Annotated in this window: 28 protein-coding genes and 1 pseudogene; 18 read left to right on the top strand and 11 right to left on the bottom strand. The window is 64.3% G+C overall.

Annotation, left to right across the window (positions count from 1 at the left end; all coding sequences use genetic code 11):
• Nucleotides 1-25 precede the first annotated feature (25 nt).
• The 9 genes from IU514_RS05160 to IU514_RS05120 all read left to right on the top strand — a co-directional run bounded on the left by IU514_RS05160 (nucleotide 26) and on the right by IU514_RS05120 (nucleotide 6,352).
• Nucleotides 26-277, top strand: a complete 252-nt coding sequence (locus IU514_RS05160) for a DUF6868 family protein (RefSeq protein ID WP_194930039.1) — start codon at nucleotides 26-28, stop codon at nucleotides 275-277.
• 123 nt (nucleotides 278-400) lie between these two features.
• Nucleotides 401-1,048 (top strand): cupin domain-containing protein, encoded by a 648-nt coding sequence (locus IU514_RS19220; RefSeq protein ID WP_425492003.1) that lies wholly within the window; start codon nucleotides 401-403, stop codon nucleotides 1,046-1,048.
• 58 nt (nucleotides 1,049-1,106) lie between these two features.
• Nucleotides 1,107-1,640, top strand: coding sequence for a hypothetical protein (locus IU514_RS05150; RefSeq protein ID WP_194930037.1), 534 nt, complete (start codon nucleotides 1,107-1,109; stop codon nucleotides 1,638-1,640).
• A 95-nt stretch (nucleotides 1,641-1,735) separates the two neighbouring features.
• Entirely contained in the window at nucleotides 1,736-2,245 is a 510-nt protein-coding gene (locus IU514_RS05145) for a nuclear transport factor 2 family protein (protein WP_194930036.1), read from the top strand.
• Nucleotides 2,246-2,335: 90 nt separating this feature from the next.
• The gene (locus tag IU514_RS05140) at nucleotides 2,336-2,683 is read left to right on the top strand and encodes a hypothetical protein (RefSeq protein WP_194930035.1); all 348 of its coding nucleotides are present in this window, start codon (nucleotides 2,336-2,338) and stop codon (nucleotides 2,681-2,683) included.
• A gap of 374 nt (nucleotides 2,684-3,057) precedes the next feature.
• Nucleotides 3,058-4,293 (top strand): M24 family metallopeptidase, encoded by a 1,236-nt coding sequence (locus IU514_RS05135; protein WP_324187786.1) that lies wholly within the window; start codon nucleotides 3,058-3,060, stop codon nucleotides 4,291-4,293.
• A 37-nt stretch (nucleotides 4,294-4,330) separates the two neighbouring features.
• The gene (locus IU514_RS05130; protein WP_228760514.1) at nucleotides 4,331-5,269 is read left to right on the top strand and encodes a transporter; all 939 of its coding nucleotides are present in this window, start codon (nucleotides 4,331-4,333) and stop codon (nucleotides 5,267-5,269) included.
• 135 nt (nucleotides 5,270-5,404) lie between these two features.
• On the top strand, nucleotides 5,405-5,914 hold the full coding sequence (locus IU514_RS05125) for a hypothetical protein (RefSeq protein ID WP_194930032.1): 510 nt from the start codon (nucleotides 5,405-5,407) through the stop codon (nucleotides 5,912-5,914).
• Between the two features lie 87 nt (nucleotides 5,915-6,001).
• Nucleotides 6,002-6,352, top strand: a complete 351-nt coding sequence (locus tag IU514_RS05120; RefSeq protein ID WP_194930031.1) for a DUF6694 family lipoprotein — start codon at nucleotides 6,002-6,004, stop codon at nucleotides 6,350-6,352.
• Nucleotides 6,353-6,412: 60 nt separating this feature from the next.
• Here IU514_RS05120 and IU514_RS05115 read toward each other — a convergent pair whose 3' ends face one another.
• The 4 genes from IU514_RS05115 to IU514_RS05100 form a co-directional block, all read right to left on the bottom strand.
• Nucleotides 6,413-6,703 carry a hypothetical protein gene (locus tag IU514_RS05115; RefSeq protein ID WP_194930030.1) on the bottom strand — a complete coding sequence of 97 codons (291 nt, stop codon included), beginning with the start codon at nucleotides 6,701-6,703 and terminating at the stop codon, nucleotides 6,413-6,415.
• A 49-nt stretch (nucleotides 6,704-6,752) separates the two neighbouring features.
• Entirely contained in the window at nucleotides 6,753-7,694 is a 942-nt protein-coding gene (locus tag IU514_RS05110) for an alpha/beta fold hydrolase (RefSeq protein WP_194930029.1), read from the bottom strand.
• Between the two features lie 179 nt (nucleotides 7,695-7,873).
• Nucleotides 7,874-8,824, bottom strand: a complete 951-nt coding sequence (locus tag IU514_RS05105; protein ID WP_324187785.1) for an alpha/beta hydrolase — start codon at nucleotides 8,822-8,824, stop codon at nucleotides 7,874-7,876.
• Complete coding sequence (locus tag IU514_RS05100; RefSeq protein ID WP_194930028.1) at nucleotides 8,821-9,540, bottom strand: SDR family NAD(P)-dependent oxidoreductase; 720 nt, start codon at nucleotides 9,538-9,540, stop codon at nucleotides 8,821-8,823. Before IU514_RS05100 ends, IU514_RS05105 begins: the two co-directional genes overlap by 4 nt.
• Before the next feature lie 389 nt (nucleotides 9,541-9,929).
• Between IU514_RS05100 and IU514_RS05095 the strand changes: the two genes are divergently transcribed.
• Complete coding sequence (locus IU514_RS05095) at nucleotides 9,930-12,773, top strand: ATP-binding protein (protein ID WP_194930027.1); 2,844 nt, start codon at nucleotides 9,930-9,932, stop codon at nucleotides 12,771-12,773.
• A gap of 104 nt (nucleotides 12,774-12,877) precedes the next feature.
• On the opposite strand, the gene IU514_RS05090 is transcribed toward IU514_RS05095, so the two are convergent.
• Nucleotides 12,878-13,516: a TetR/AcrR family transcriptional regulator gene (locus IU514_RS05090; RefSeq protein WP_194930026.1), complete on the bottom strand. Its 639-nt coding sequence runs from the start codon at nucleotides 13,514-13,516 to the stop codon at nucleotides 12,878-12,880.
• Between the two features lie 77 nt (nucleotides 13,517-13,593).
• Between IU514_RS05090 and IU514_RS05085 the strand changes: the two genes are divergently transcribed.
• The 3 genes from IU514_RS05085 (at nucleotide 13,594) to IU514_RS05075 (ending at nucleotide 16,030) form a co-directional block, all read left to right on the top strand.
• Nucleotides 13,594-14,028 carry a hypothetical protein gene (locus tag IU514_RS05085; RefSeq protein WP_194930025.1) on the top strand — a complete coding sequence of 145 codons (435 nt, stop codon included), beginning with the start codon at nucleotides 13,594-13,596 and terminating at the stop codon, nucleotides 14,026-14,028.
• A gap of 83 nt (nucleotides 14,029-14,111) precedes the next feature.
• The gene (locus tag IU514_RS19215; protein WP_425492002.1) at nucleotides 14,112-14,687 is read left to right on the top strand and encodes an HIT family protein; all 576 of its coding nucleotides are present in this window, start codon (nucleotides 14,112-14,114) and stop codon (nucleotides 14,685-14,687) included.
• 347 nt (nucleotides 14,688-15,034) lie between these two features.
• Nucleotides 15,035-16,030, top strand: a complete 996-nt coding sequence (locus IU514_RS05075) for a peptidoglycan DD-metalloendopeptidase family protein (RefSeq protein ID WP_194930023.1) — start codon at nucleotides 15,035-15,037, stop codon at nucleotides 16,028-16,030.
• A gap of 74 nt (nucleotides 16,031-16,104) precedes the next feature.
• On the opposite strand, the gene IU514_RS18910 is transcribed toward IU514_RS05075, so the two are convergent.
• The 4 genes and pseudogenes from IU514_RS18910 to IU514_RS05060 form a co-directional block, all read right to left on the bottom strand.
• A complete protein-coding gene (locus IU514_RS18910) occupies nucleotides 16,105-16,416 on the bottom strand; it encodes a hypothetical protein (RefSeq protein WP_228760512.1) in 312 nt (103 codons plus the stop codon).
• A gap of 49 nt (nucleotides 16,417-16,465) precedes the next feature.
• Nucleotides 16,466-16,681, bottom strand: a pseudogene (locus IU514_RS19210) (DUF2269 family protein); the annotation flags it as partial.
• Complete coding sequence (locus IU514_RS05065) at nucleotides 16,678-17,043, bottom strand: DoxX-like family protein (RefSeq protein ID WP_194930021.1); 366 nt, start codon at nucleotides 17,041-17,043, stop codon at nucleotides 16,678-16,680. The pseudogene IU514_RS19210 and the gene IU514_RS05065, both read right to left, overlap by 4 nt.
• Before the next feature lie 8 nt (nucleotides 17,044-17,051).
• Nucleotides 17,052-18,197: a saccharopine dehydrogenase family protein gene (locus tag IU514_RS05060; protein ID WP_194930020.1), complete on the bottom strand. Its 1,146-nt coding sequence runs from the start codon at nucleotides 18,195-18,197 to the stop codon at nucleotides 17,052-17,054.
• Between the two features lie 497 nt (nucleotides 18,198-18,694).
• Here IU514_RS05060 and IU514_RS05055 point away from each other — a divergent pair, with 497 nt between their 5' ends.
• Together IU514_RS05055 and IU514_RS05050 are read left to right on the top strand one after the other, a co-directional pair.
• Nucleotides 18,695-19,165, top strand: coding sequence for a YehS family protein (locus tag IU514_RS05055; RefSeq protein WP_194930019.1), 471 nt, complete (start codon nucleotides 18,695-18,697; stop codon nucleotides 19,163-19,165).
• 171 nt (nucleotides 19,166-19,336) lie between these two features.
• Nucleotides 19,337-20,482, top strand: a complete 1,146-nt coding sequence (locus tag IU514_RS05050) for an SDR family oxidoreductase (RefSeq protein ID WP_194930018.1) — start codon at nucleotides 19,337-19,339, stop codon at nucleotides 20,480-20,482.
• Nucleotides 20,483-20,493: 11 nt separating this feature from the next.
• On the opposite strand, the gene IU514_RS05045 is transcribed toward IU514_RS05050, so the two are convergent.
• Nucleotides 20,494-21,102 (bottom strand): FMN-binding negative transcriptional regulator, encoded by a 609-nt coding sequence (locus IU514_RS05045; RefSeq protein ID WP_194930017.1) that lies wholly within the window; start codon nucleotides 21,100-21,102, stop codon nucleotides 20,494-20,496.
• Nucleotides 21,103-21,316: 214 nt separating this feature from the next.
• Between IU514_RS05045 and IU514_RS05040 the strand changes: the two genes are divergently transcribed.
• The 3 genes from IU514_RS05040 (at nucleotide 21,317) to IU514_RS05030 (ending at nucleotide 23,212) form a co-directional block, all read left to right on the top strand.
• Nucleotides 21,317-22,333, top strand: a complete 1,017-nt coding sequence (locus IU514_RS05040) for an esterase/lipase family protein (RefSeq protein ID WP_194930016.1) — start codon at nucleotides 21,317-21,319, stop codon at nucleotides 22,331-22,333.
• 61 nt (nucleotides 22,334-22,394) lie between these two features.
• Nucleotides 22,395-22,916 (top strand): GNAT family N-acetyltransferase, encoded by a 522-nt coding sequence (locus IU514_RS05035; protein ID WP_194930015.1) that lies wholly within the window; start codon nucleotides 22,395-22,397, stop codon nucleotides 22,914-22,916.
• A gap of 77 nt (nucleotides 22,917-22,993) precedes the next feature.
• Complete coding sequence (locus IU514_RS05030) at nucleotides 22,994-23,212, top strand: hypothetical protein (protein ID WP_194930014.1); 219 nt, start codon at nucleotides 22,994-22,996, stop codon at nucleotides 23,210-23,212.
• Nucleotides 23,213-23,336: 124 nt separating this feature from the next.
• On the opposite strand, the gene IU514_RS05025 is transcribed toward IU514_RS05030, so the two are convergent.
• Nucleotides 23,337-25,457: prolyl oligopeptidase family serine peptidase (locus IU514_RS05025; RefSeq protein WP_194930013.1), on the bottom strand; the 2,121-nt coding region annotated here is incomplete at its 5' end.

Here is a 25,457-nt window from a genome sequence, read left to right as displayed (position 1 = left end):
CGTTAGCTACCAAGGGGAGTGGCCAATGAGCATTGGAATGCTGAAAGAGTTCCTGCTGTGGTGTCTGGTCGTCAACTACGGCGTTCTGCTCGTTTGGTTCGTGGTCTTTGTCTTCGGTCGCAGTTGGCTTTTTGGGCTTCATACCCGCTGGTTCAAGCTCGCTCCAGAGAGCTTCGACGTCGCTCATTACAGCGGAATGGCCATCTATAAGATTGGCATCCTGCTATTCAATCTGGCTCCGTTTGCCGCCCTATGCTTCACGGCCCATGGAAGCTAGCAATTCATTCAAGCCGAAGCCGCTTCGTGGCGCGGCTTAATTCAGGCGCTAGATGGCAGTGAGAGTGAAGGCTACGTGTCAGTCGGATGGCGGCAACCCTGCCCGAAACGAGAGGAGAGACACATGAGTCGCATGCTTCTCATCATCTTGACAGTCTGCGGGCTTGCCTCTGCGGCACAGCGACCTTCCGTAAGGTGCACCGAAGATTCTCCGGAACGGCGAGGGGAAGTCGGTTGCACAATTCTGGCGAATAGGCCTCTGCATGGGCCCATAAACAAGCCCATGTACTGGCATCTTGATCGTTTCGATTCCCTCGAGGCTGCAACAAAAGTGGCCGGCCCTGACGGCGTCGCTGCTGAGGCACATGGCTCCGTGTGGCTCATGGCGGTCGAAACTCGGACTGAATCACATCACGGCGGCCACCATGTAGCGTGGATAGGTCCTCTCGAAATGCCTGCCGGGGAGCGTTATTCAATGCGGGTACTGTCCTCCATGCTTGAGCCTGGAACCGCTACGCCCGTCCACACTCACTCAGGCCCAGAGGCGTTCTACGTTGTCGCTGGCGAGCAGTGCTTGGAAACACCCGAGCGCAGCCATAGTCTTGGTCCCGGCCAGTCCTTAGTGTTGCCGGCCGGCGTTATCCATCGTGGTCGACCCAGCGGGTCCAGCGCACGGCGGGTACTGGCGCTCAATCTGTATGACTCCGCGCGCCCGGTCAGTCACGATCTGGGTAATCCGCCGCCGCTGGTTCCGTGTAAGGCTGCCATCTAACAATTCATTCAACCGGAAGCCGCTTCGCGGCTCGGCTTAATTCAGGCGTTAGACCGCTATGTACCGTCTCGGCCACCTTGTTAACGGCGAGTGGATTGCGCACTCGCACCTGCCCGTGTTCGACGTCGGTGAGCGCGTAACTGCGGGCGCTCCCGGCGGCGACCCCGTCGTGTTTGAGCGGTTGGTTGAGTGCTCGGAGCCACCGTATTACTTGCTGTATGTGCTTCACACTCCTCGCGGAGAGGCGCTGCCTGGCCGCTACCAAAGCCCAGCCTTGTCGTTGGCCCTGGTCAAAGAGTTTCTGACCCGGTTTGCTCCGTTTCTCTCCGCAGATGCACGCTTTGACCTCTGGGCACACTCTCCGGGGGGCAAGGCCACTGTTGTGTGGGACCGGCATAACCAAGTGTTCGGCTACGGCCCACTTGACCGGTACTCTTCCACTCTAAGGTCTATGGGCTTTAGCCCCGGACGGCCTGACGTTCCGGCACCGCATGAGCATCACTACCGCGAGGAGTTCGATGCACTGGCCAAAGAGGTTCTGACCGCGTTTGACTGGTTACATTCTCCATTGCGACCGGAGGATGAGCAGTGAGGGCGCGGTCTAGCAATTCATTCAAGCGGAAGCCGCTTCGCGGCTCTGCTTGATTCAGGCGTTAGGCGCCGTACCAACCACCACAGGAGAAGAGCATGAAATCGTTGCGATCCGTTGTTTTCGCAGCCGCCCTCCTGGCCGTGACGCCAATTGGTCTCGCTGCAGAAACGTCAGTGCAACCGGCTCCTGACAAAGAACTACAGACCATGCTCGACCAGTATGCCGAGGCTGCAGAACTGTTCTATAACGGCAAACCCGAGGCGGTTAAGGCGCTTTGGTCACACTCGGATGACGTAACGTTGTCGGGCGCTGCTGGTGGCACCACAGCGAAAGGGTGGCGCAACGTCAGCTCGAGGCTCGATTGGGCGAGCTCCGAGTTCAAGGGCACGACCGGCACCAGAACCATCGAGCAGATCCAAACGACGGTTAGCGGAGATTTCGCTTACATCGTGCGGTACGAGCATATTCGCTACCACCGCCCAGGACAGCAGGAGCCTGCCAGGCGGGATTATCGAGCCACCATTATCTTTCGGCGCGGTCCTGAAGGCTGGCGTGTCGTCCATCGGCATGCCGACACCCTTATGACAAGGCAGGATGTCCGCTAGACGCTGCCAGCGGTGCCCAATAACCCACTCAAGCCGAAGCCGCTCGCGGCTCGGCCCTACTTCAGGCGTTAGATTTCACGGGGGAGTCCGATGCGTCTCACAGCAGTTCTGGCAGTTTGCATTCTCATGGGGCTCTCTGCTTGCCAGACGACCCGTCCGAATTCATCAGCAACTGGACAGTCATCCATCCAGTATTCCGGAGGAGATGGCACAAGCACACAGCAGGCCGTGATCATCTCTGGCGCCCGCAGCTCCATGGAAGGCGTTCCGGCTGAGTACGCCTGGATCAGGCAGAACTTGCCCGGCGCAAAACTGGAGTCTCAATCACTCATCTCCGGCTCCCGCATCTACGACGCATTCGAAGTTACGTTGCCATCCGGCGAGAAGCGACACGTCTACTTCGACATCACCTCGTTCTTCGGGGCTGGTGAAATCTAGAAGTTCATTCAAGCCCAAGCCGCTTCGCGGCTCGGCTTGCTTCAGGCGCTAAGGTCCCCCACAGATCACTAGCAGGGATTCCAATGAAGCAGATGCATGTCCTGAGCAATGTAGTCCTGTGGACTGCGGCGATCGTGGCCGCTGTTGCGACTGGCGCGTCCGCCTTTCTGTCATTTGTCTTGCTCCCCTGTTTGGCAGCAGTGTCTGTGGCAGTGACCTGGCAAGGCTCCAGGCACACCAAGCCTGAGGCCTAACTGGCCATTCAAGCCCGACACGGGCAGGGCAGTCGCGTCGCCCACTCGGCCTCATACTGCGAAGCACCTTGGCATCGGTCCGGAGTCCCCATGCGTCGTCGCGACTTTCTCTTCGCAGCAGTGGCTGCCACCGGTGCCGCGTCCACCGGCCTCATGCTGCCCGGCCGGTCGGCTCAGGCTGCGCCTGCCGGGGTGAGCGGACTGGCCTCCCTGACCGCTGGCGCCAAGCCGATCTCGGTGGAGGAGCGCCTGGCGCGGATCGCCAAGCTGCAACGGCTGATGGTCGACCAGAAGATCGGTGCCCTGATCCTGGAGTCGGGCTCGAGCCTGGATTACTTCACCGGCGTCCAGTGGCATCGCTCGGAGCGTACGACGGCCGCGGTGATCCCGGCCCGGGGCGATGTCGTCGTCGTGACCCCGGCCTTCGAAGAGCCCTCGGTCCGCGAAACCCTGGCGGTGGGCGGCGACGTGCGGCCCTGGAATGAGCATGAGAGCCCGTTCGTACGCCTGGTTGGCGCGCTGCGTGACCGCGGTGTGACCTCCGGCCCGATCGCATTCGAATCCACCACGCGTCTGTTCATCGTCGATGGCGTGCGCGAGGCAAGCGCCGGGGCCTATCGAGTGGTGTCCGGCGACGCGCTGGTGAAAGCCGTCCGGCTGATCAAGTCGCCGGCCGAGCTCGCGCTGATGCAAGTCGCCAACAACGTCACCCTGGCGGCGTTGCGCCACGTCCATGGCAACGTCCGCATCGGCATGCGCCCGGACGAGATCGCCGCGATGACGAACGCCGCCACCGTGGCCCTGGGCGGCGAGCCGGGATTCGCCCTTGTGTTGCTCAACGAGGCCAGCGCCTATCCGCACGGCTCGCACCAGCCGCAGACGCTGCGCGAGGGCTCGGTCATCCTGATGGACGTGGGCTGCACCGTGCATGGCTATCAATCCGACATCTCGCGCACGTGGGTGATGGGTCAGCCGACCGCGAAACAGCGAAAGGTCTGGGACACCGTGAAGCGGGGCCAGGAGCTTGCGCTGGCCACCGCCAAGCCGGGCACCCCGGTGGGCGCGATCGACGATGCCGTGCGCGCCTACTACGAAAAGGAAGGCTGGGGCCCCGGCTACCGCCTGCCCGGTCTTTCCCACCGCACGGGCCACGGCATCGGGCTGGACGGACACGAGCCGCCCTATCTCGTGCATGGCGACGCCACACCGCTGGCGCCGGGCATGTGTTTCTCCGACGAACCGGGCATCTACATTCCCGGCGAGTTCGGCATCCGGATGGAAGACTGCTGGTACATGACCGAGACCGGCCCGAAACTTTTCACGGAGCTGGCCCGGTCGATCGAAGACCCTATCTGATCGGTGGCAGGTGCGGGACTGGGAGCCGATGCAGCCAATGCGCCAGACACGGTTGAGGGGACAGATCGCCGGGTGGCTCCGCTGCGTGACCGCGGTGGCGCTGGCCGTGATGGCGTGGCGTGCGCCTGCACAGGAGATCGAACCGCGCGCGTATTCCAATGCCCCCATCGGCGTGAACTTTTTCATCGCCGGCGCGGTGGAGACCCGGGGCGGCCTGCCGTCCGACTCCACGGTGCCGGTCACCAACGAGGACCTGCGCACGACCAGCCTGGTGATGGCCTATGCCCACGTGTTCGAGCTGTGGGGGCGGTCGGCCAAGTTCGACGCGATCGTGCCGTACACGCAGTTGCGCGGAAGCGCGGAGTTGAACGGCGAGCCGGTCGAACGCAACGTCACTGGCTTCGGCCGGCCGGCGTTCCGGATGTCGGTGAACTTCCATGGCGCGCCGGCGCTGTCGCTGCCGGAGCTGCGGGAGTGGAAGCAGGACCTGATCGTCGGCGCGAGCCTGCAGGTGGCGCCGCCGCTGGGGCAATACGACCCGGACCGGATCATCAACATCAGCAGCAACCGCTGGTCGTTCAAGCCGGAGCTCGGCCTGTCCAAGGCCGCAGGCCCGTGGACGCTGGAGCTGCAGGCGGCGGCGACCTTCTTCACCGACAACGACGAGTTCTTCCGTGGCACCACGCGCTCGCAGGACCCGGTGTATTCGCTGCAGGGGCACGTCATCCGCGGGCTGGCGTCCGGCGTGTGGTGGTCGTTCGATGCGACCTGGTTTGCCGGCGGGCGTTCGGAGGTGGACGGCGTCCGGAATCGCGACCTGCAGCAGAACTGGCGCGTGGGCGCCTCCCTGGCGTTGCCGGTGGACCCCTTGAACTCGATCAAGTTCGCCGTGAGCAGCGGCGTGTCTGCACGCACCGGCAACAACTTCGACGCCATCGGGGTGTCGTGGCAGCGCCGTTGGGGGGGCGGGCTGTAGCCGATAGGGCGCAATGGCATCGCGCCGCATGGGCGGCTTGTTAGCCGGTCCCGGCTTCCCGTAGTCTCGCGCTGGAATCAATGCATCGCGGTCCCCATGGGGCCGTCAACCAGGTAGTCATCCTGCGGAGAATGTATGCGGCTTGCCATAGCGTCGCTCCTGATTCTTGCCAGCTCGCCTGCGGCTGCCATAGAGATTGCGAACTTCAAGTCCGGCCTGGTGTGCTCCTCCCCGAAATCAGCGCGAGTAGCTGATGGCTGGATCTGCCATGAGACGCAGGACATCCTCGTGACGGACCAAAGTCGCTGCGTTTACGACGGCGCCACAAAGCGTTGTACATGGTTTGGCTTTGAGTTCGATTACACGGCGAATGAGATCGGGACAAAGCTCCAGTGCCAGGTCGAGACATCCCATCCGACATCGCCGGGAAACCCGTCCAAGGTGCTGGCTAAAGACGTAACGTCGCAATCGCATGAGTTTGAGCTGGAAGGGGCGAATGGGCATTTCTTCAATCCCATGTACTACGTCTTCGCGATGACAACGCCTGACAGGGCGAAGCAGGCGGAAACCTTTACTTGCAAGACGGGCAACAAGGTCCTGTTCCAGGCAAAGTTCAATCTGCATTTTCCAGAAGCGGCAGAGTGAGGGCGGCAGGTATGACCACTCATCCGAGCCGAAGCTGCTTCGCGGATCGGCTCAATTAAGGCGTCTGGCCTCATGGGGAGGGGTGTCATGAAAAACCTGGTCATTTCGGTGTTGTTGATGCTGTTGACGGCATGTGCCTCCTCGCCGAGCCGGCAAGCAGCCACTCGCTTGGATGCAACGTCGAATGAGTCGGCGGAAGCTTCGTTCCGCAAGATGTCGGAGGAGCTTCCTGGCGACGACTGGCAGAAGCTTTCGATGGCAATGATTGCCATCAATTTGAAGGGCGTGCAAAGCGCTGGCGAGATCGTGCGTAATCCGGAGTTGCAGCGGCCATCGATCTCCCGGATCAAGGATGAAGTGGCTGGGATGACAGCCCAGGAGATCATCGATTACGCGGCCAAAGTGGCCTCAGGCCGCATGGAGCTCAGGAGCCAGTAATGGCCGACAAGGGGCAGGCCCGTTTGTCGGCTGGCGGCAAATGAACCTGCTCCCATCGCATCAGCGCACGACGGTGTAGGTGTCGGTGCCCGACACCATGTCGTGCCATACGCGCAGCTCGACCCCGCGCCCCGCGGCAAGCGCTGCATCGGACCGCACCGTCACATGCGTCCCGTCGGGCACGAGTTCCACCTGGCATGCGTACGAGTTTCCCTCGCGTGTACACGAACCGGGCAGGACGACGCCCTTGGTCCAATGGAGCGGCGTGCCAGTCGCGACCCACAGGGCGAAAGTGATCGCGATGAAGAGTGCGAGGGCGGCAAGCGCGGTTTGCACGGAGCGGCGTGTCATGCGGCCAGTCTAGCCACTGCCGCTTCGCGACCCCTTATTCCCCGTTCGCTCAGTGCCTGGCAAGGAATGGCACGATCAGGTCGATGGCCTGCTGCGGTTGTTCCTCCATGATCCAGTGTCCAGAGTTCTGGATGACGGCGCCTTCGACGTTCGATGCGACGTACTCCACCTCGGACTTCATGGAAGCGCCATACGATTTGTCGCCACCGATCGCCAGGACCGGAATATCCAGCTTGCCCTTCTTGGCGAAGGTGGCCTTGTTCTCTTCTGCGTCGCGCGAGAACGCCTCGAATTGCCCGCCGAATGCGTTGTGGATGGCGTTCGGCCGGGCATAGAGCGCGGCATAGTGCTGGCGTGTCTGTTCGTCGATGCGGGCAGGGTCGCCACCGAGGTCGTTGTAGAATCGATCGAGCAGGATGCGCTCGCGCCCCGCCACCAGGCGTTCGACGTCAGGACCGCGGAAGTTGAAGTGCCAGACTTTCGGGTTCACCAGTTGAGCCTGCCACGTGCCCATCCCGGGGAGTGGAGCATCCATGACCACCCAGGCCGTCACCCGGCCCGGATAGTGCGTGGCGAGTGCGTATCCGACCATGTTGCCGATATCGTGGGTCACCAGCTGCGCCTTCTCGACCTTCAACTTGTCGAGGATGCCGGCCAGGTCGCGGGCCTGCGCCGCCTTCTCGTAACCGTCTTCGGGGTGCGACGACAGTCCCATGCCGCGAAGATCCGGCACGATGACCAGGTGGTCCTTGACGAGCCTGGCCGCCAGCGGCTCCCACATGTCGCCTGTGTCGCCGAAGCCATGCAGCAGCACCACCGCGGGGCCCTTTCCTCCGACGCGCACGTACTGCGTGCCACCGGCCACCGGCATCTGGCTTGCGTGGAAGTCGGCAGGAAAAGGCCGTACCTCGGCGCTCGTCTCAACCGCGGGCAGGGCGCCAAGCAACAACGCCAGGAACCAGGCTCGTGTGATGGAACCCGAACGGGACATGTCAGTCTCCTTTTTGGCCACCAGCCGACGTTGGGAGCAGCCCGCGATGACCGGAAGACTGCCTAGTCGAAACGGGTCCGAGCGCTGTAGTCGGTCACCGCGCACCGGATGTCGCGCTGGTCAAGAAGATAAGGGGTCAGGTTCATTCAGGGCGGTAAATGACCCTGACCCCTTTTTTGTCACTTTGTTGCCACGTGACGCGACATGGCGGCGTCCAGGAACGCCGCCGCTCCTGTAAGCGCCTGCATGCCTTCCGGCAATACGGCCGCGAACAGATGCCAGACATGGAACATGCCGGGCCACACCTCCAGGCTCACCCGCACGCGATTCTCGGCCAGGTGTTCGGCCAGCCGCATGGCATCGCTCAGCATCACCTCCCGTTCGCCGATGTGGACGAGGATCGGCGGCAGGCCGCGCACGTCCGCAAAGACGGGCGAGGCGTCCGGGTCACTCTTCGGCACGCCGTCGAGGAAGGCTCGCGCCATCAGGTTCAGGCCCGCCAGGCTCACCGTCGGATCGACACCATCGCGCGTTGCCATGGACGCGCCGGAATGCTCCAGGTTGGCCCAGGGTGACAAGGCTGCGCCTGCCGCCGGCAGAGGCAGGCCCGCCCGTTTCGCCGCGACCATCACCGACACCACCATGGCGCCTCCGGCCGAGTCGCCCGAAAAAACGATCGATCCGGGTGAGTGGCCCTGATCGAGCAGCCACGCATACGCCGCGAGCGAGTCCTCTATCGCGGCAGGAAACGGGTGCTCGGGCGCCAGCCGGTAGTCGGGCATGTAGACCCGTGCATTGAGCAGCTTGGCGAAATGGCCCGCCAGGCCGTGGTAACCGGCGGGACTGCCTGCGATGTAGCCGCCGCCGTGGAGGTAGAGCAGAACGCGATCGCCCACGATCGTCTCGGGCGAGACGACAGTGGCGGGAATGCCGCCCATGTCGATCTCCTCGATCGAAACGCCTTCCGGAGTGGGGTGCTCGGCCAGCACGCCCACATAGTTCTGGCGCGCCTCGGTCCACGCTCTCGATTCGCCGCGCAACAGGGGGCCGAAGGCCAGCGAGGCTTCGTTCCAGGCGTCGATGCGCTCCTGAACGACTGTACTGAACTCCATCGGATACGCGTCCTTCACTGGGCCAGGTAGCCGCCGTCGATCACCAGCTCGGTGCCGGTCACGTAGCTCGATTCGTCGGACGCGAGGAACAGGCAGCCGTAGGCGACTTCCACCGGCGTGCCGGCGCGCTTCATCGGCGTGGCGTCGATCACCTGGTCGTTGAGGTTCTTTGCCTGTGCGTCGGTCAACGGGGTGGCGATGAAGCCCGGGTGCACGGAGTTGACGCGGATGCCTTCGCCTACATAGGTCATCGCGGCGTTCTTGGACATGTTGCGCACCGCTCCCTTCGCCGCGTGGTAGGAATGCGCACCAGCGACGGCCGCACTGCCCCAGATCGACGAGATGTTGACGATGGAGCCGTGCTTGCGCTGGCGCATTACGCGAACCGCTTCGCGCATACCGAGGAAGACACCGGTCTGGTCAACCGCGATCATCCGGTTCCATGCCTGGATGCCCAGCTCGTGTAGCGGTTCGTAAGCAATGATGCCGGCATTGTTGATGAGCACGTCGAGCTTGCCGTGCTTGGCGACGACGGCGGAGACGGCCTTGGCCCAGTCGTCCTCGCTGGTGACGTCGAGTGTCATCGACTCCACGCCAGCGGGGTAGGGAGCGAGAGGGATGGAAATATCGGTGGCGACCACGCGAGCGCCTTCGCTGGCGAACAGTTCAACCACGGCATGGCCGATGCCGCTGGCGGCGCCGGTGACGAGCACCACTTTGTCGTGCAAACGCATTGGAGAGATCCTTCGAGAGTTACGTCGCCATGCGACGGACCAGTTGGGGGAGGTTGGACGACGTGTCGTCCTGGTCGCTTTCGGCATCCGCAGGTCCCGGTGCCCGACCTTGTACTCATCCGGCTCGCAGAGCGGCGTCCTGCCGCGTTGCTGTGTTGCCATCGAGTGGGGACCAGCCTATGGGCCGGCGGGCGCGGACACGAGTCAATCCGGGTTAAGAGTGGTAAGGCCGGGCGTTTACCGATGAATGCGCGACGGCATGACGACACTCGCGCTTCGCCCTGGGTGGCGCGCGCCGAGGAGCCATCGCGCCACCCGCCTTGACAGTGAATCGGGGTGAGTCGAGCCTTGAGCGGCCGGAGGAACACTCCGCCTCCCAGCGTGCCGCCATGGTCAACCATCCAGCGATCCAGGATGACGCGAGCTTCGCTTTCGGCTCCTTCAGGTTGGTGCCTAACCAACGGATCCTGCTGGAGGACGGAGAGAAGGTCGCGCTTGGCAGCCGAGCGCTCGATGTGTTGATCGTGCTTGTCGAGCATGCGGGGCAGGTGGTCACCAAGCGGGAGCTGACCTCGCGGGTATGGCCAAGCACGGTCGTCGGGGAGGGCAGCCTGAAGGTGGCGGTAGCCGAATTGCGAAAGGTCCTTCGCGATGACCGCGATGCCCGCAGGTTCGTGGTCAACGTTCCAGGACGCGGCTACATGTTCGTCGCGCCCGTCATGCACGAGCCTCACGAAGCAGGCATGACCGCTGCGATGCCGCCGGCCGCCACGCTGCCCTGCCTTCCCACTCGCTTGATCGGTCGCGACGCGGTTGTCCCGGCGCTCGTGGCGTCCCTGCAATCGCATCGGCTGGTGTCGATCGTCGGGCCGGGCGGAATCGGTAAGACGCTGGTTTCGCTTGCGGTGGCGGAGCGATTCGACGACTCGTTCGAGGGTGACGTCCATTTCGTCGACCTGGGCGCGATCTCCGATCCGGGATTCGTGGCGGCTGCCGTCGCGCGGGCGCTGGGTGTCGCAGTTCACTCCGAGGATGTTGCCGCCGAGCTGGCCACCGCGCTGCGCGGCCGTAATGCGATGGTCGTGATGGATTGCTGCGAGCGGGTGCTGGATGCAACGAGCGCGTTGCTGGAGCGCCTGCTGGCGGCCTTGCCCGGCATCCGATTCCTGGCCACGTCGCGAGAGCCGCTGCGTGTCGTGGGAGAACTGGTCCATCGGCTCGAACCGCTGACATGTCCTGATGGCAAGCGGCCGCTTTCGGCGAGCGAGGCCATGTCCTACTCGGCAGTCCGGCTGTTCGTGGAGCGCGCTCTGGCGAGCAGCCAGCGCTTCAGGTTCGACGATGCCGACGTTCCACTCGTGGTCGCGGTGTGCACGAGGCTCGAGGGCATTCCTCTGTCCATCGAGCTGGCAGCCACGCGCGTCGATGCCTACCCGCTGCGCGATCTGCTGGCGCTGCTGGAGGATCGGCTGCGACTGCTCCGGCTTGAACGTCGCGGGGCACTGCCCCGTCATGCAAGCCTGTGGGATACGCTGGACTGGAGCTACGGTCTTCTGTCGCGGGACGAGCAGACACTCTTCCGGCGCCTGTCGGTGTTTCCCGGTGGCTTCGCGCTGGCAAGCGCCGCCGGCGTCGTGGGAGATGACGTCGACGCCGTCGGCGTGATGGGAGGTCTGATCGCTAAATCGCTCGTGCTCGCCGACGATGCGGCATCCGTGCGCTATCGCCTGCTGGACACGACGCGCGCCTACGCCGGCCAGCAACTGGATGTGGCGGGCGAGGGAAGGCAGGCGCGCCGAAGACACGCGCAGTTCCAGCTTCAGGCGCTGGTACAGGCCGAGCAACAGTCCCATGAGCAGCACGGCGCGGCAGGGTTCGCCGGGCAGGGTGAATCCCTGGATGACGTCAGGTGTGCCATCGACTGGGCCGTCTCCGATGAGGGCGACCCTGAGCTTTGCCTCGCGCTCAGGATCGCGGCCATTCCACTGTGGTTGCACCTGTCGTTGCTGACGGAGTGCCGCGACAACCTTCAGCGCGCACTCGACGATGACCGCCTTGGCCGATCGCTGGCGCCGAAGGAAGCGCTGCCGCTGAAGGCGGCCTTGGCCGTGGTCCTGCTGCACACGCGCGGCCCTCGCGGAGATGCGGAGTCGCTCTGGAACGAAGCGCTGCAACTCGCCGATCAGGCCGGCGACACGGTCTACCGGCTGAGGATGCTGTGGGGGCTTCCGCTGCACCTGAACTTTGCGGGCGATTATCGTCGTGCCCTGGACTATCTCCGCCGCTTCCGTACCGTGGCGCGAACACACGGAGACCGCGCCGATCAGCTCAGTTGCGACCGCCTGATCGGCACCACGCTTTATTACCTCGGCCGCTTGCACAGCGCACGTCGTCGAACGGAACGGATGCTCCGCGACTACGAGTCACTCGCGCGGCAATCGCACATCGATCGTTATCAGTACGAACCACGCAGCATGGCGCGCGCCACGCTGGCCAACGTGCTGTGGCTGCAGGGATGTCCCGACCAGGCTGTAAGGATGGCGGAAAGCGCAGTGGACGACGCGAGACATGCCGATCATCCCCTGTCGGTGTTCACCGCGCTGGGGCAGGTCGCAATACCCTTGTCGCTCCACACCGGTGACCGGCTCGCCGCGGAGCGGCACCTGTCGGAGATCCTCGACATGGTGCCGGAGAACGTATCGCTCATCGGCAGCCAGCTGGTCTCGTGTGTACAGGGCATCGTCATGGTGTCACGAGGAGATTCCTCGGGAGTCGCACGCCTGGAGCAGGCGCTGGGCAACGTGCGCGCCGCGGGTCACCTGCTACGTCGTTCGTGGTACCTGTGCGAACTGGCGAAGGGACAGGCGATGGTCGGCCGGCCAACGGATGCCCTGGCGACGATCGAGGACGCCATCCAGTGGTGCGACCTGAGCGGGGAACGCTGGTACCTGGCCGAAGCGCTGCGCATCAAGGCAGATCTGCTGGCGAAGTCTGACGACGCCGCCGCGCTTCCGCAGGCCAGCGCCTGCATCGAAGCGTCCCTCCGGATCTCGCAGCAACAAGGCGCACTGGCATGGGAGCTGCGTTCTGCGATGACCCGGGCTCGACTGACCAGCGAGGACGGTGCACAAGCTCTGACCGATCTGAGCGCCACGTATCTACGCTTCAACGAAGGCTTTCAGACAGCTGATCTGCGCGAGGCTGCGCATTTGCTCAGCGCGCGAGGCGCGTGATCCCGATTGGAAGAAACAGACGCTTTGACGAGCAGGCGTGTACTACCCCGCGACAGAACAGCAGGCCCCAGGGAGGAGTTCCTCATCCAAGCTGGAGTTTGACCTCATGGGTCCGGCCACTGGCTTTCAAGAATGCGCGGAAGCACCGTTTCCAGTAGCTCCTGGTTGTTGGCACCCTGGTGCAAGTGCGACAACTCGGTATCCAACGCAAGGCGCGCGAATCCATGAACCAACGACCAGGCTGCAAGCACCTCCGCTCGCTCACCGGGGCTCAGCGGCTGGTCGGCCGGAATCCCGTGCATGGAGCGAATGGCTGATACAAGTTGTCCGAAAGCGCGATCGCCAGCTGCCTTCAATCCTTCATGCTCGGCACTGAGCAAATCGCGGCGGAACATCAACTGGAAACGCCCGGGGTGCGAGAGCGCGAAGCGCACATAGCCGACCCCTTGTTGGCGCAGGCGTTGGGTTGGCGAACCCTTTTCCGGGTCGACCTCCAGGTGCGCGGCCAGCTGATCGAACCCCAGGGCTGCGACCTCCGACAACAGTCCGGCTGAGCTGCCAAAGTGGTATGCCGGCGCCGCAGCCGAGACGCCCGCGCGCCGGGCGGCCTCTCGAAGCGTGAAGCCTTCCACCCCGTTCTCCGACAGGATTGCATCCGTGGCCTGGATCAAGGCTGCCCGTAAATCGCCGTGGTGATATCGCGGCGGATCGGGGGGCTTGGGCGCAGCAATCTTCCTGGGCATCTTTACACTGCCAAGTTTGTCCGGTAGCTTAAATGTTAACACTGTTCAAACTTGGTCAACAGATTACCTAGGGCGCTATGAACCGTTATGTATTGATTCCCCTGATCCTGGCATCGATGAGTGTGTCCGCTGCCGGTGATTACCCCCGCTCTGTCGACGACATTCGCACACAGCAGGCACAGATACGAGCCGACGTCGAGGCACGCAAGCCCCCTTACGACAACCTCAGTGAAGCCGAACGCGGCGAGTTGTTGCAGAGGCAGGCCCACGTTCTCAAGGTCATCGAAGGCAAGGGGTCGACGGACGATCTGACAGAACAACAGCAGCTCGACTTGTTCAATTCCATCGAGTGGATTGGCGCCGCGGCCAGGCAGGGTGAGGACGAGCGCATGGTGTGCGAACGTCGTCCCGTTCTTGGTAGCAACCGCAGGGAACGTGTCTGTAAGACTGCGGCGCAGTGGCGGGAACAACGCGAAGATGCGCGGAACGTGCTTGACTCCGAAAGGCAGTGAGGTGTTGCTGCTCGGCTTCTGGCCGATAGCGGTCATTGGGGGGGCGCGACGGACGGCGCGGTGCTAATGTCCGTCTCCGACCAATGCAGCCTAGGTCACCCGGCGATCGATGGAGCAGGGGCAGCCGGCTTTATCGGAGAAGGCAAATGATCGAACTTCCCATAAGAGATCCGTGCGACCTTTGTGAAACGGCAGGTCGCGAAGACAGATGGGCGATCATCGACGAAAGCGAACATACGTTGACGGTCATCAATCCGTGGCAATTCGAAGTCGGTCAATGTTGCGTCATCACACGCCGGCACGTCGCGACGCTCCTGGATCTTTCCGACCAGGAATGCGAGGCGGTAATGCTCTCGGCCAGGAGAGTTGCGGAGGCGCTCGTCAGGACCTACCGGCCCCTCGGAATACTTACGTTCCAGAACAACGGGGTCTACAGCGGACAGGAAACGCCGCACTTCCATTTCCATGTCGTCCCTCGGCAGAAGGGCAGTGACTGGGGCATAGGTCCACCACAACTCGCGACCTTCGATGGCGCCGGACGTCAGAGGGGTACTCCGCACGATCCAACCGGGGATGCACAGCGCCGGGAACGAGTTCAAGTTTCCACCAGGCAACTTGCGGAAACCGCGGACCTGATTCGTTCGAATCTGCCGGCCTGACAATCCGTGCAAGCGGCGCAGCTTGACTCAGGCGTTCGCATGTCCGCGTCTTCCGGCCAAAAGCTGCTGGCGATCCTTTGGCCCTTGTCTGCAATCAATGCAGCGACTTACTCAGCTAGACTCTGCGCTACGAGAAGCCACGGAAGAACCAAGTGTCGACAGGATGGTTGCGCACAGCCGCAATAGGGCTTGTGCTGTTTGGGAGCGCTCCGGCATTTGCGACGCAACAGAGTGACCTGCCTCTCCCGGGTGGATGCGAGTACGTCCAATCAGAAGCGAGCGAGATTTCCACTGCGGTCGCTCACGCCCCTCAGTTCCCTCCGGTGCAGCTCGAGGTTCGCACACCGGTGGCGCCCACCGCGTTCGCTGCGGGCGGCCATGTCCTGCTGATCTACGAACTGCATCTCCAGAACTTCTCGGACAGGCCTATGCCGTTGCGCGGCATCCAGGTTTTCGATGGAACCCGTACCGCTGACGCCCCTCTCATCTCGTTCTCAGGCCCGCAGCTTGGGCGCAAGCTCATTTCCGTGGGTGGGGGTGAGCTCGATGAAGCGTCGACATTGGGCGCTGGTCGCATGGCCATTGCACTCCTGTGCATCGCATTCGACGGTGACCGGATGCCCCCGCGGAAGCTGATGCATCGTGTGCTGCTAGACGATGCCGCGACTGATGGGCCGTCCGTCGACACGCAGGCTGTCAAACTCAGGACGCTGGCAGCGCCGCTGTCGGGCTCGGAGTGGGTGGCAGTGAGCGGGTTGAGTGCCGGTGCGCACCACCGCTCAGGCATCATCGTGGCTGGCGGGCTCGGGCAGATCTCGCGTCGCTATGCCGTGGACTGGAAGCGTCGCAAGGATGGCGCCTTCTTTTCCGGTGATCCGCGGGACGTGCGTTCCTACCATGCGTACGGCGCCGAAGTGCGCGCGGTGGCGGATGCGACGGTCGTGCACGTCAAGGACGGCTTGCCGGACAACATTCCACGCACGGCGGCCGGGTTCGAAACGGCCGTCCCTGTGACGATGGATACGGTCGCCGGGAACTCGGTGGTACTCGACCTGGGCGACGGCCAGTACGCCTACTACGCTCATCTGAAGCCGGGCAGCGTAGGCGTCCGGACAGGCGATCGCGTACGCCGTGGCGAAGTGGTAGGGGCGATCGGAAACTCGGGCGATGCGCGCGAGCCGCACCTCCACCTCCAGGTGACGAATGGTCCCGACATCCTGGCGAGCGAAGGTTTGCCCTACGTCATCGATCGGTTTCGAATAAAGCGTCCCGAAGGAGCCTGGCAGGAACGCAGGAAAGAGTTCCCGCCGGGGGATGCCATCATCGATTTCGATGTGCGCTAGCAGCGTGGGGAAACAAGGGGACAGGTTCATTCACGACGGTAAATGACCCTGGCCCCTTTTCTCGGTGCCGGCCCTTAGAAGCGGTACTCGACCGACAGGGTCACGCTGCGCGCATCGCGGTTGTCGTCGGACAGCTGGTAGTCGCCGTTGGACGGGTCGTACTGCACCTGCGAGTAGTGGTACTGGTTGACCATCAGGCCGATGTCGAGCAGCGGCAGGATCGTGGTGCCTACACCGACGCCGTAGTACGTGCCGCCATCGGTTTCCTCGAACGCGCTGTGCCCGGTGACGGGCGACGTGTTCAGGGGATGGTCGACGTAGGTTTCGTCCAGCTTGCGTTCCAGCGCCAGGTAGCCGGCCCGGCCGATGAAGTACACCGGCAGCACCGGCGGCTTGATCCGTGCGTTGGCGCCGATGAAGGCGTAGCGCGACGACAGCGTGTAGGCGTAGGCCGCTGGCGGGCTGGATCAGGACCGCTGGCGTCGTGAACCACCAATCGGCACGAACCACCAGTCGCGCCACGACGGCCTGTGCCTGGAGGTTCCCACTGCGATTGGCGAAGAACAGATAGAACGCCGTGCCGAAGCCGGTACCGACCAGCACGACGCTGGACAGCACGTGTATCCACTTCACCACCAGGTAGGTCGTCATCTCGCTGCCCTGATCAGTATCGACAATGCCGCGGCGATGGGGATGTTCTTGGTCAATGGCCCTAGCGGATGCAACCAAAGCGAGGGATCGAGCACGCTGGCCACTGCCGTCATCGCCGACATGAATGCCAGTGCCAACAGGTAGACGCGCCGCGATGGCCACAGCGCCATCGCGACACCGAGCAGGAGGTCGGAACCCGCGCCCGCCGCAATCAGCGCCTTGGCGACGACGCGGTTACCGATGCCTGCGTTCACCAGCAGATCCATGCTCTGGCCGTTGAATTCCCACAGGCTGATGACCGCCGTTGCCAGCCATACAATCGCCACGCTGAAGCGCAATACGTTCTCGTCCTTTGCATTCATCGCGATGTCTAAGGTGCAGTGGCGGGAAGCGTCGCCTGAGACCACGCGGGAGCTTCATCGACGAGGTCGGTGACCATGCCCCACTTGGCGAACTCCGGCTCGAACTCTCTCAACGACAACATCCCCGCCGCAGTGAAAGCCCCTGATGCCATGGCGTCACTGGCGGCCAGCTTTCGCGCCAGCACGATCGCGGCCATGCAGGGAATCTCGGGGCCATGGTCGTTGTCCGCTGCGATGTGCCAGGCACGCCGCGCGGGATGTCCTGCATTGTCGAGCCCTTCGACTCGAACGACCATCCCGCCCAGCGACGTGCCGAGCGAGTCGAACACGCCAGCGAAGCGATTAAGGGCGCCGGCCCAGCGCCCCGGCTGCATCAGGAGCCCCCTGCTGCGCAACGCCGCCAGCAGCGCGAAGGCATGTTGTGTCGCGGTCACTTCGAGTGCGGCACGGAACATCACGCGGTCCCGCACGCTGTATCGCCCCGGGAACAGTTCGAGGTCGGGAATGTCGCACAGCGCTCCGATGCGTGGGCTCAGCCGCTTGAACTCAACACGCTCGGGCGAAGCCCAGCCTGACGCTTGTGTCCATTGCCCTCCACGCCAGACGCGGATTGGCTCTCCGCAGTAGCTCAGCACTGCTTCCAGGGTGGCCTTACCCCGCGGCGCCGTCTGCGCAGGCGCGATGCAGATGTCCACCGCGTCGATGGCTCGCCAATCCGGGCACAGGTGGTCGACGACAGCCGAAGACAGGGCAGGTACCGTGCTCGCGCCGCTGATGCCCGCTCGCCCGGCCTGCCGGAATGTGTCGTGCAGTGCCTGCGGGAAGTCGCAGACGAAGCGGCGGCCATCCGCCAGATCGATGTAGTGCGCGCCGGCGCGCGCCGCCGCGAGGGCCACCGCATACGACTGTTGCTGGAACGGGCCGGCGACGTGGATCACCAGGCCGACACCCAGCGCACTCAGCGTTTGGCCAAAGTCCGAGGCATTGCAGTCGATCGATACGGCCATTGCCCGCCCGCCGAGGGAATCGGCGAGCCGGTGCGCCTGCCCGCGGTCGCGTCCTGCCACCTGCAGCTCAATATTGGAATCAGCCGCCAAGGCGCGGCAGATGCGGGCGCCGAAGTTCCCGTAGCCACCTAATACCAACGTCTTCATCCAGCCCCCACTGGCGACTCAATCCGTGGCTGGCAGTATCGCCGAGGAGGCACGCCTGAAGCGGCTACGGCCGTTAACCGCCGCTCAGTACTGGATCTCCGCGGTGACGGCGATCTACCAGAAGTAGTGCGGTCGTCGGCTTGTTGCGTCTCCCTGACGCGGGGTGGGTGCAATGCGCTTCGCTTATTGCACCCTGCAGGCAGTCGGCGGCCTTATGCCGTCAGAGCGGAGAAAACCCCTTCGTCGCCTTCTTGTCGCGCTTCTCGGCCTTCTTTTCCTTCATCGTCTTGGCCGGTTTCTTCTTCTGTTCCTTCTTCTGGTCCATGCCCTTGCTCATGTGCTTCTCCTGGTGCGTGTGGTGGTGGGCGGCTGCGGTGGCAGCCAGGCCAGCGCAGTATGCGCTTGCCGGGCCCGGGGAGCGCGGGACGCCCTTCGACGGCCCGGTGGCCTAAACTAGGGAGCCTCGACGCCGTGGCCGGCAGCAGCCCGGGAACCCCATGATCAACAACGACGTGCTGCGGAGCATCCGCTACATGCTCGACCTCAGCGACATCAAGGTCGTCGAGATCGCGAAGCTCGCCGACCCGGCGTTTCCGATTGAGAAAGCGGACGTGCAGGCCTTCCTGCGCCGGGACGACGATCCCGACTACGCCGAGTGCAGCAACGGGGTGCTGGCGCATTTCCTCGACGGGCTGGTGATTTATTGCCGCGGCCGCAACGACAGTTTGCCGCCGCGGCCGGTCGAGAAGCGCGTCACCAACAACGTGGTGCTGAAGAAGCTGCGGGTCGCGTTCGAGCTGAAGGATGTCGACATGCACCAGGTCTTCGAATCCGCCGGCTTCCCGATCTCCAAGCCGGAGCTGACGGCGCTGTTCCGCCAGCCCGGTCACAACAATTACCGCGCGTGCGGCGACCAGCTGCTGCGCAACTTCCTCAAGGGGCTGACGCTGCGCGTGCGGGGCTCCTGAGGAAGGGCGGGAACTGCTTCCGAAAGGCAAGCTGCTCGCCGTCTGACTGGCCTTCCGGGTCTTGCGGCACCCCCATGGGGGCGGTCTAGAGTTGACCCGTTTGCAGCCGGAGGACGCCAGCCGAGGGGCAGGGGCGTCTGCTGGTGCGCCCGCTCAGCCAGGAGCCACTCCATGACCACCCGCCGTGACCTGCTCAAGTTCAGTGCGCTCGCCGCCGCGGCGGCCGCGCTGCCATCGTTCGCGTTCGCGCATGGCGCCAAGCCCGTAGGCAAGGCGAGCAAGCCGCTGAACATCCTCATCCTGGGCGGCACCGGCTTCACCGGCCCGTTCCAGGTGAACTACGCATTGGCGCGCGGGCACAAGGTGACGCTGTTCAACCGCGGCAAGAAGCCGTCGCCGGAGTGGCCGGGCGAGGTCGAGCAGTTGCTCGGTGATCGCAACACCGGCGACCTCAAGGCATTGCAGGGGCGCAAGTGGGACGTGTGCATCGACAATCCCACCAGCCTGCCGTTCTGGGTGCGTGATGCCGGCAAGGTGCTGCGTGGCAACGTCGGCCATTACCTCTTCATCTCCACGATCTCGGTGTATGCCGACGGAACCAGGCCCGGCATCAGCGAGGACGACGCGCTTGCCGTCTACAAGGGCAAGGACGCGATGGCCGAGACGCAGGAGTCGCTGCGCGCCGACATCGAGAACCTGTACGGCCCACTCAAGGCGCTGAGCGAGGCCGAAGCGCACAAGCAGTTCGGCGAGCGCGTGACGATCGTGCGTCCGGGTTACATCGTGGGCCCGCGCGACGAGACCGACCGCTTCACCTATTGGCCACACCGCGTTGCCCAGGGCGGTGAAATGCTGGTGCCCGGCGATGGTGCCGACCCAGTGCAGGTCATCGACGGCCGCGACCTGGGTGAATGGATGATGCGGCTGGCGGAAGCGGGCACTCTGGGCGCATTCAACGCCGTCGGCCCGGAAAAGCCGTTGACCATGGATGCGATGTTGCGCACCTGCCAGACCGTCACGGGTGCGAAGCCAACCTACACGCACGTCACCCCGGAGTTCCTGGAAGAACAGAAGGTCCCCGAGCTGCCCATCTGGGTGTCGAGGAAGAGCGGCCCGTACGCGGGCTACGGAGCGGTCAGCAACGCGCGCGCGATCCGCGCCGGGCTGACCTACCGTCCGCTCGAGACCACTGTGACCGACCTGCTCGCCTGGTTCCGCAGCCAGCCGGCCGAGCGCCAGGCCACGCTGCGTGCCGGCCTCACCCGCGAACAGGAAGCGGAACTGCTCAAGTCGTGGCGCGCGCGCAAGGGTGCGTAATTGGAGTTACCTCAAGGGTTGGACCGCGTCATGGCTGCGAGCAGTGGCAGTTGTGCCGTGCGCTCCAGGCCCTTGAGGATGTCCACCCGGTCAGCGGGCCGTTCGTTCTGGCCGAGCTTGAACTTGGCTTTGGTCGAGATCACTCGCGCCCGGAACGCGACGACTGCCTGCGCGAGCATGTCATAGCGCGCTCCCATGTCAGCCACCGACCAGGCATTGGGGCGCCCGCGTTCCATATGGTCGACCAGTTGAGTCAGAGCGGTCTGCGTGGCCTCGGCGCGGTCATCGAAGGCGACGTCGACCTCGAAATGCACGGTTTCGTAGTTCCATGTCGGCGCCTGGGTGCGATCGGCAAGCCACGACGGCGAGATGTATCCATGCGATCCCAGGAACACCACGAGGGCCCGCGGCTGCCGGCGCAGCAGTTCCGTGTGCGGACTGACGCGCGCAATATGGCCCAGCAGTGTGATCGCGTCGTCCGCGTCGCGTTCCATCAACAGAGGCAAGGGCGTCGCGATGGGTGTGCCGGTGGCCGAGCTGATCATCAGCGCGAACGGGTGGGCGGCAATCAGTCGATCGATGTCGGCTGGGGAGTCGGGTGCGAAGGCAGGTTGGGTCATCATCCGGCGATCTTACGATGGCGGGCGTGGCACGTAGCGCGCAATAGCATTGCGCCAGGGCTCCCGGTCGCATATCGCCGCGCCGTGCGATCCGACGCGGCAGGTTAACGGCGCCAGGTTCTAGAATGGGGCCAATGCCCGGGCGCCCATCGGTCGTCCTGCGCCGAGGGGGGCGTCGGGTCCGCATGCCAGTCGGCCTTATGGACGACGGATCATGAAGATGCGCGTTTCATTGCAGCAGCTTCCGCACTCGAGTGCGACGCGCCTGTACTTGCGCCGCATATCGGCTGCCCTGCGCCTGCTTGGCCTGCAGGACGGTGATGGCGCGGCCGGCCTTTACCAGTGCGAACCCTTCGATCCCGACAGGCGCACGATCGTGATGATCCACGGCCTGGGCGGCGACGCCCTTGCCTGGTCGCGTCTCACCGAGGCCATCGAACAGTGCCCGCAGCTGCATGCGCGCTTCCAGGTGTGGCACGTGGTCTACAACAGCAACGCCCCGACGCTGGTGATACGTCGCCGTGCCCAGGGCTATCTCGACGAAACCTGGCAGCGACTGGATCCGGAAGGCCGCGCCGCGGCGCGTTCGGGCATGGTGCTGATCGGGCACAGTCTCGGCGGCGTGGTGGCGAGGATGCTGTGCGTGGACAGTGGCGACGCCTTGTGGTCGGCGGCTTTCACCGTCGATCCGCGCGCGTTCCCGGTCCACACGCTGGCGGCAGCGCCGCAGGTACCCGACGTGTTCCGGTTCGAGCGTTACCCCGGCGTGGGCCGCGCCATCTTCCTGGCCGCGCCGCACCGCGGCAGCCCCAACGCGGACAACTGGCTCGGGCGCCTGGCGCGGATCCTGGTCGGCGATCGGACCACGGAGATACGGGTGCTGCGGACGCTGGTGCGCGAGCATCCGGAGATGGTGCGGGAAGAACTGCGCGCCACCTACCAGCAGGGCAGGCTCAACAGCATTTCCACCCTGCAGGTTTCGCAGCCGGTACGGCGCGCCGGCGAAGCATTGATGCCCGGCCACGACATTCCCTATCACGTCATTGCCGGCGCACTGCCTGGCATCGATCCGCCGGGCGACGGCGTCGTGCCACTGAGCAGCGCACTGCTTCCCGGCGCGGCATCGACGCTGGTCATGCATGCGGGGCACAACCTGTACGACAACGGCGATGCGGTGAACGAGATCCTGCGCATCCTGCGTGAGGATGTCGCTGATCGACCTGCGCTCTGAACCAGACGAGCAGGGGGCCATCCGGTTCCCCTGGCGATCATCATTGGCGAGCTGAGGAAGCATGAACACTTCGATTCGACTGGCCGAAGCGCACGATGCCCCAGCGGTGATCCGCATCTGGCAGGAGGGCGTGGATAGCGCGATTGGCAGGCCCGCGCTGGACGTGGATCGCGTGGAAGATTTTTTTCTTGAGCGAATCAGTTCCGCTCGCCCGCCATTTGGCTTCTGGGTGGCGTGCGATGACGAGGGTGTTGTCGTCGGATGGCAGGCCCTTCTTCCGTTTGACAATAATCCTGCGACGCGTCCCTTCCTGGCAGAGGCAAGTACTTATGTAGCGAGTGCTTCCGCACGAAGAGGTGTCGGCGAAGCGCTCATCCGACACACCATGGATCACGCCACGGCGGGGGCCTTGCAGTACGTCCTCGGCTTCATCTCCTCGGAGAATCCCGGGGCCCAGTCCATGGTCATGAAATGCGGCTGGAATCGCGCCGGAGAAATGCCCGGTACAAGCAAGGCGCCCGCGACCCCTGGCATTGAGATCTTCGTCTTTGTCCCGGTTCTACGCGGCGCGCCGGCTTGTTAGCCCGTGGCGGGTTCCGTAGTCTCGTGTATGACCGGAAGCGCAAGGGGAGGTGTATGGGGGCGCTTAGTGTCGAGGTGATGCTGGCACTCGTGTGCGCGGTGACGTTCTTTCGCGCCGGTCGAATGGAGTCGGTGGGCGCGGCGTACGACTACAGCTTTCTGTGGGCATTGATGTCGGTCTTGCTGTCCGCGCTGGTCCTGATCGCGCTCAAGGCGTCCTGGCTTGTTCTGTTCCTCTGCCAGATTGGCCTGTTCCTGGGGATTGGCGTATATCGAGCCCTTCGTGATCCAGCCTGAGGCAAGGCGATGGAATCGCCCTCGGCTCAAGATCAATAAAAAATGCCCCGGCACGCCGGGGCATTGGTTTGCGGACCTTTCCCTTCTTGCCCCGCGACGATGACCTGCCGCGGATCGCACGCGTTCACTTCGCCGCTTGACGGACCTCGGCGGGCTTCGGCGCATACCCATCCACGCCGAACTGCCACAGCATGAAGCTGATCAGGTCGGCGCGCTCGCGGTTGACCGAACTCTGGGTCGAGCCGACGCCGTGGCCGGAGTCGTAGTCGATGTTGAGCAGCACCGGCTTGTCGCTGCTGCTGGCGCGCTGCAGCCGCGCCGCCATCTTCGCCGAGTGCCAGACCGCCACGCGCGGATCGTTGAAGCCGTGCGAGAGCATCACCGCGGGGAACGGTGTGCCGTCGTGCACCTTCTGGTACGCGCTCATGCCGACCAATGACTTGAATCCGCTTTCGCTGTTGGGGTCGCCGAACTCCGGCCAGTTCACCGGGCCATTGGGATCGCGCAGGGCGGCGCCGATGGAATCGAGTACGCCCACCTGCGGCATCGCCGCACCGAACAGGTCGGGGCGTTCGATCAGCGCGTTGCCGATCAGGATGCCGCCGGCGCTGCCGCCCGAAATGCCCAGCCGCGAGGGCGAGGTGTACTTCTCGCGCACAAGGTATTCAGCGCACGCGATGAAGTCTTTCCAGGTGTTGGCCTTGGTTTCCTGGTAGCCGCCGCGGTACCAGGCCTCGCCCTTCTCGCCGCCGCCGCGCACGTGGCAGAACGCGCGCACGAAGCCGCGATCGAAGTAGGCGAAGTGCGCCGGCACAAGCGCCGGGTTGGTGCTGATGCCGTAGGCGCCGTAGCCCTGCAGGAAGGTGGGGTTGTTACCGTCGCGGCGCAGGTCACGGCGGTGCACGATCGACAGCGGCACCATCGCGCCATCGTGGCTGGGCACCTGCACGATGGTCGCTTCCAGCTGGCCGGCGTCGACACCGGCCGGCGGCGGCTGCAGGTTGGTTTCATGCACGCGGCCCTCGGCGTCGATGCGCACCACGTCGGGGAAGTGGGCCCAGCCCACTCCACCGACCGCGATGCCGTCGACTTTGTCCTGCACCGTATACGGGAACACCGAGTCCATGCCCGGCAGCGCGACCACACTGGGCTTGCCGCCCTGCCACGGCAGGCGGTTGAGCTGCATCCCCACGCCGCTGGCGGTCTTGGCCGTGTAGTAGAGAGCATTGCCGCTGTAGTAAACCTCGTCGAGCGGCAGGGCGCCTTCAGCGACTACGGTCGAGCGCTTGCCGTTCTTCAGCGCGAGCCTCTTGATCTCGCGGTTGGGCTTGCTCGCGGTGAGCAGGTACAGCGCATTGTCGTGGAGGACGAAGCTGCGCGCCTGGTCGTCGGTGGTGACGAGCTTGCGCCACTGGATGCGTTCGGCGCCCAGCTCGGCGCGCGGCGCGGCGAACAGGGTCAGGCGGCTGTCGACCGACGCGGGCATGCCGATCAGCCAGTCACTCTCGGCGCTGGCGATGACGATGGGCAGCTGTCCCGGTGCGATGTTCAGCGACGGGTCGTAGCGGTTACCGAACACGAGACGGTCGCGCGCGATGTCCTGGCCCATGAGGTGCAGGTAGGCCTGGCTGTTGAGCTGGTGCTCAGCCGCCGACATGCCGGGCCCGACTTCGTTCTCGCGGTTGTAGAAGAAGCCGCTCGAATCGGGCAGCCACGAGATGCCGAAGCGCACGCGGCTGATCGGTCCTTCCACCACCTTGCCGTTGGCAAGGTCGATCACGTAGGCCGAGGCCATCTCCGAACCCGATTCGGACAGGCCGACCACGACATGGCGGCCGTCCGGTGATGGATCGGCGTAGTTCATCGCGTGCGGCTTGCCGGTGCGCTTGCGCCAGTCCTCCGGGTCCAGCAGCAGCCGGTCCTCGCCGTCCCAGCCCTCGCGCAGGTACAGCTTGGCGACGTCCTCGCCAGCGTCCTGGCGCTGGATCAGCAGGCGCTCGCCGTGCATCAGCACCACCGCTTCGATGTTGCTGGCGGTGGTCTTCTCCAGACGCTCGACGTCGGCCAGTACCTGCGCCCGCGCGGGGATCGCATCGAGGACCGAGCGCGTACGGTCCGCCTGGGCACGGATCCAGTCCTGCGCGTCCTTGCTCTTGAGGTCCTCCAGCCAGCGGTCCGGGTCATCGACGGTAATGCCGAAGTGCGTTTCGGTGGCTGCGTGCACCGAGGCGGGCGTAGCGGGCGG

Source organism: Lysobacter niastensis, from assembly GCF_015453285.1.
GTDB lineage: Bacteria > Pseudomonadota > Gammaproteobacteria > Xanthomonadales > Xanthomonadaceae > Lysobacter_J > Lysobacter_J niastensis.
The sequence above is the reverse complement of the archived record's forward strand: the minus strand, read 5'-3'. Positions and strand labels throughout refer to the sequence as shown.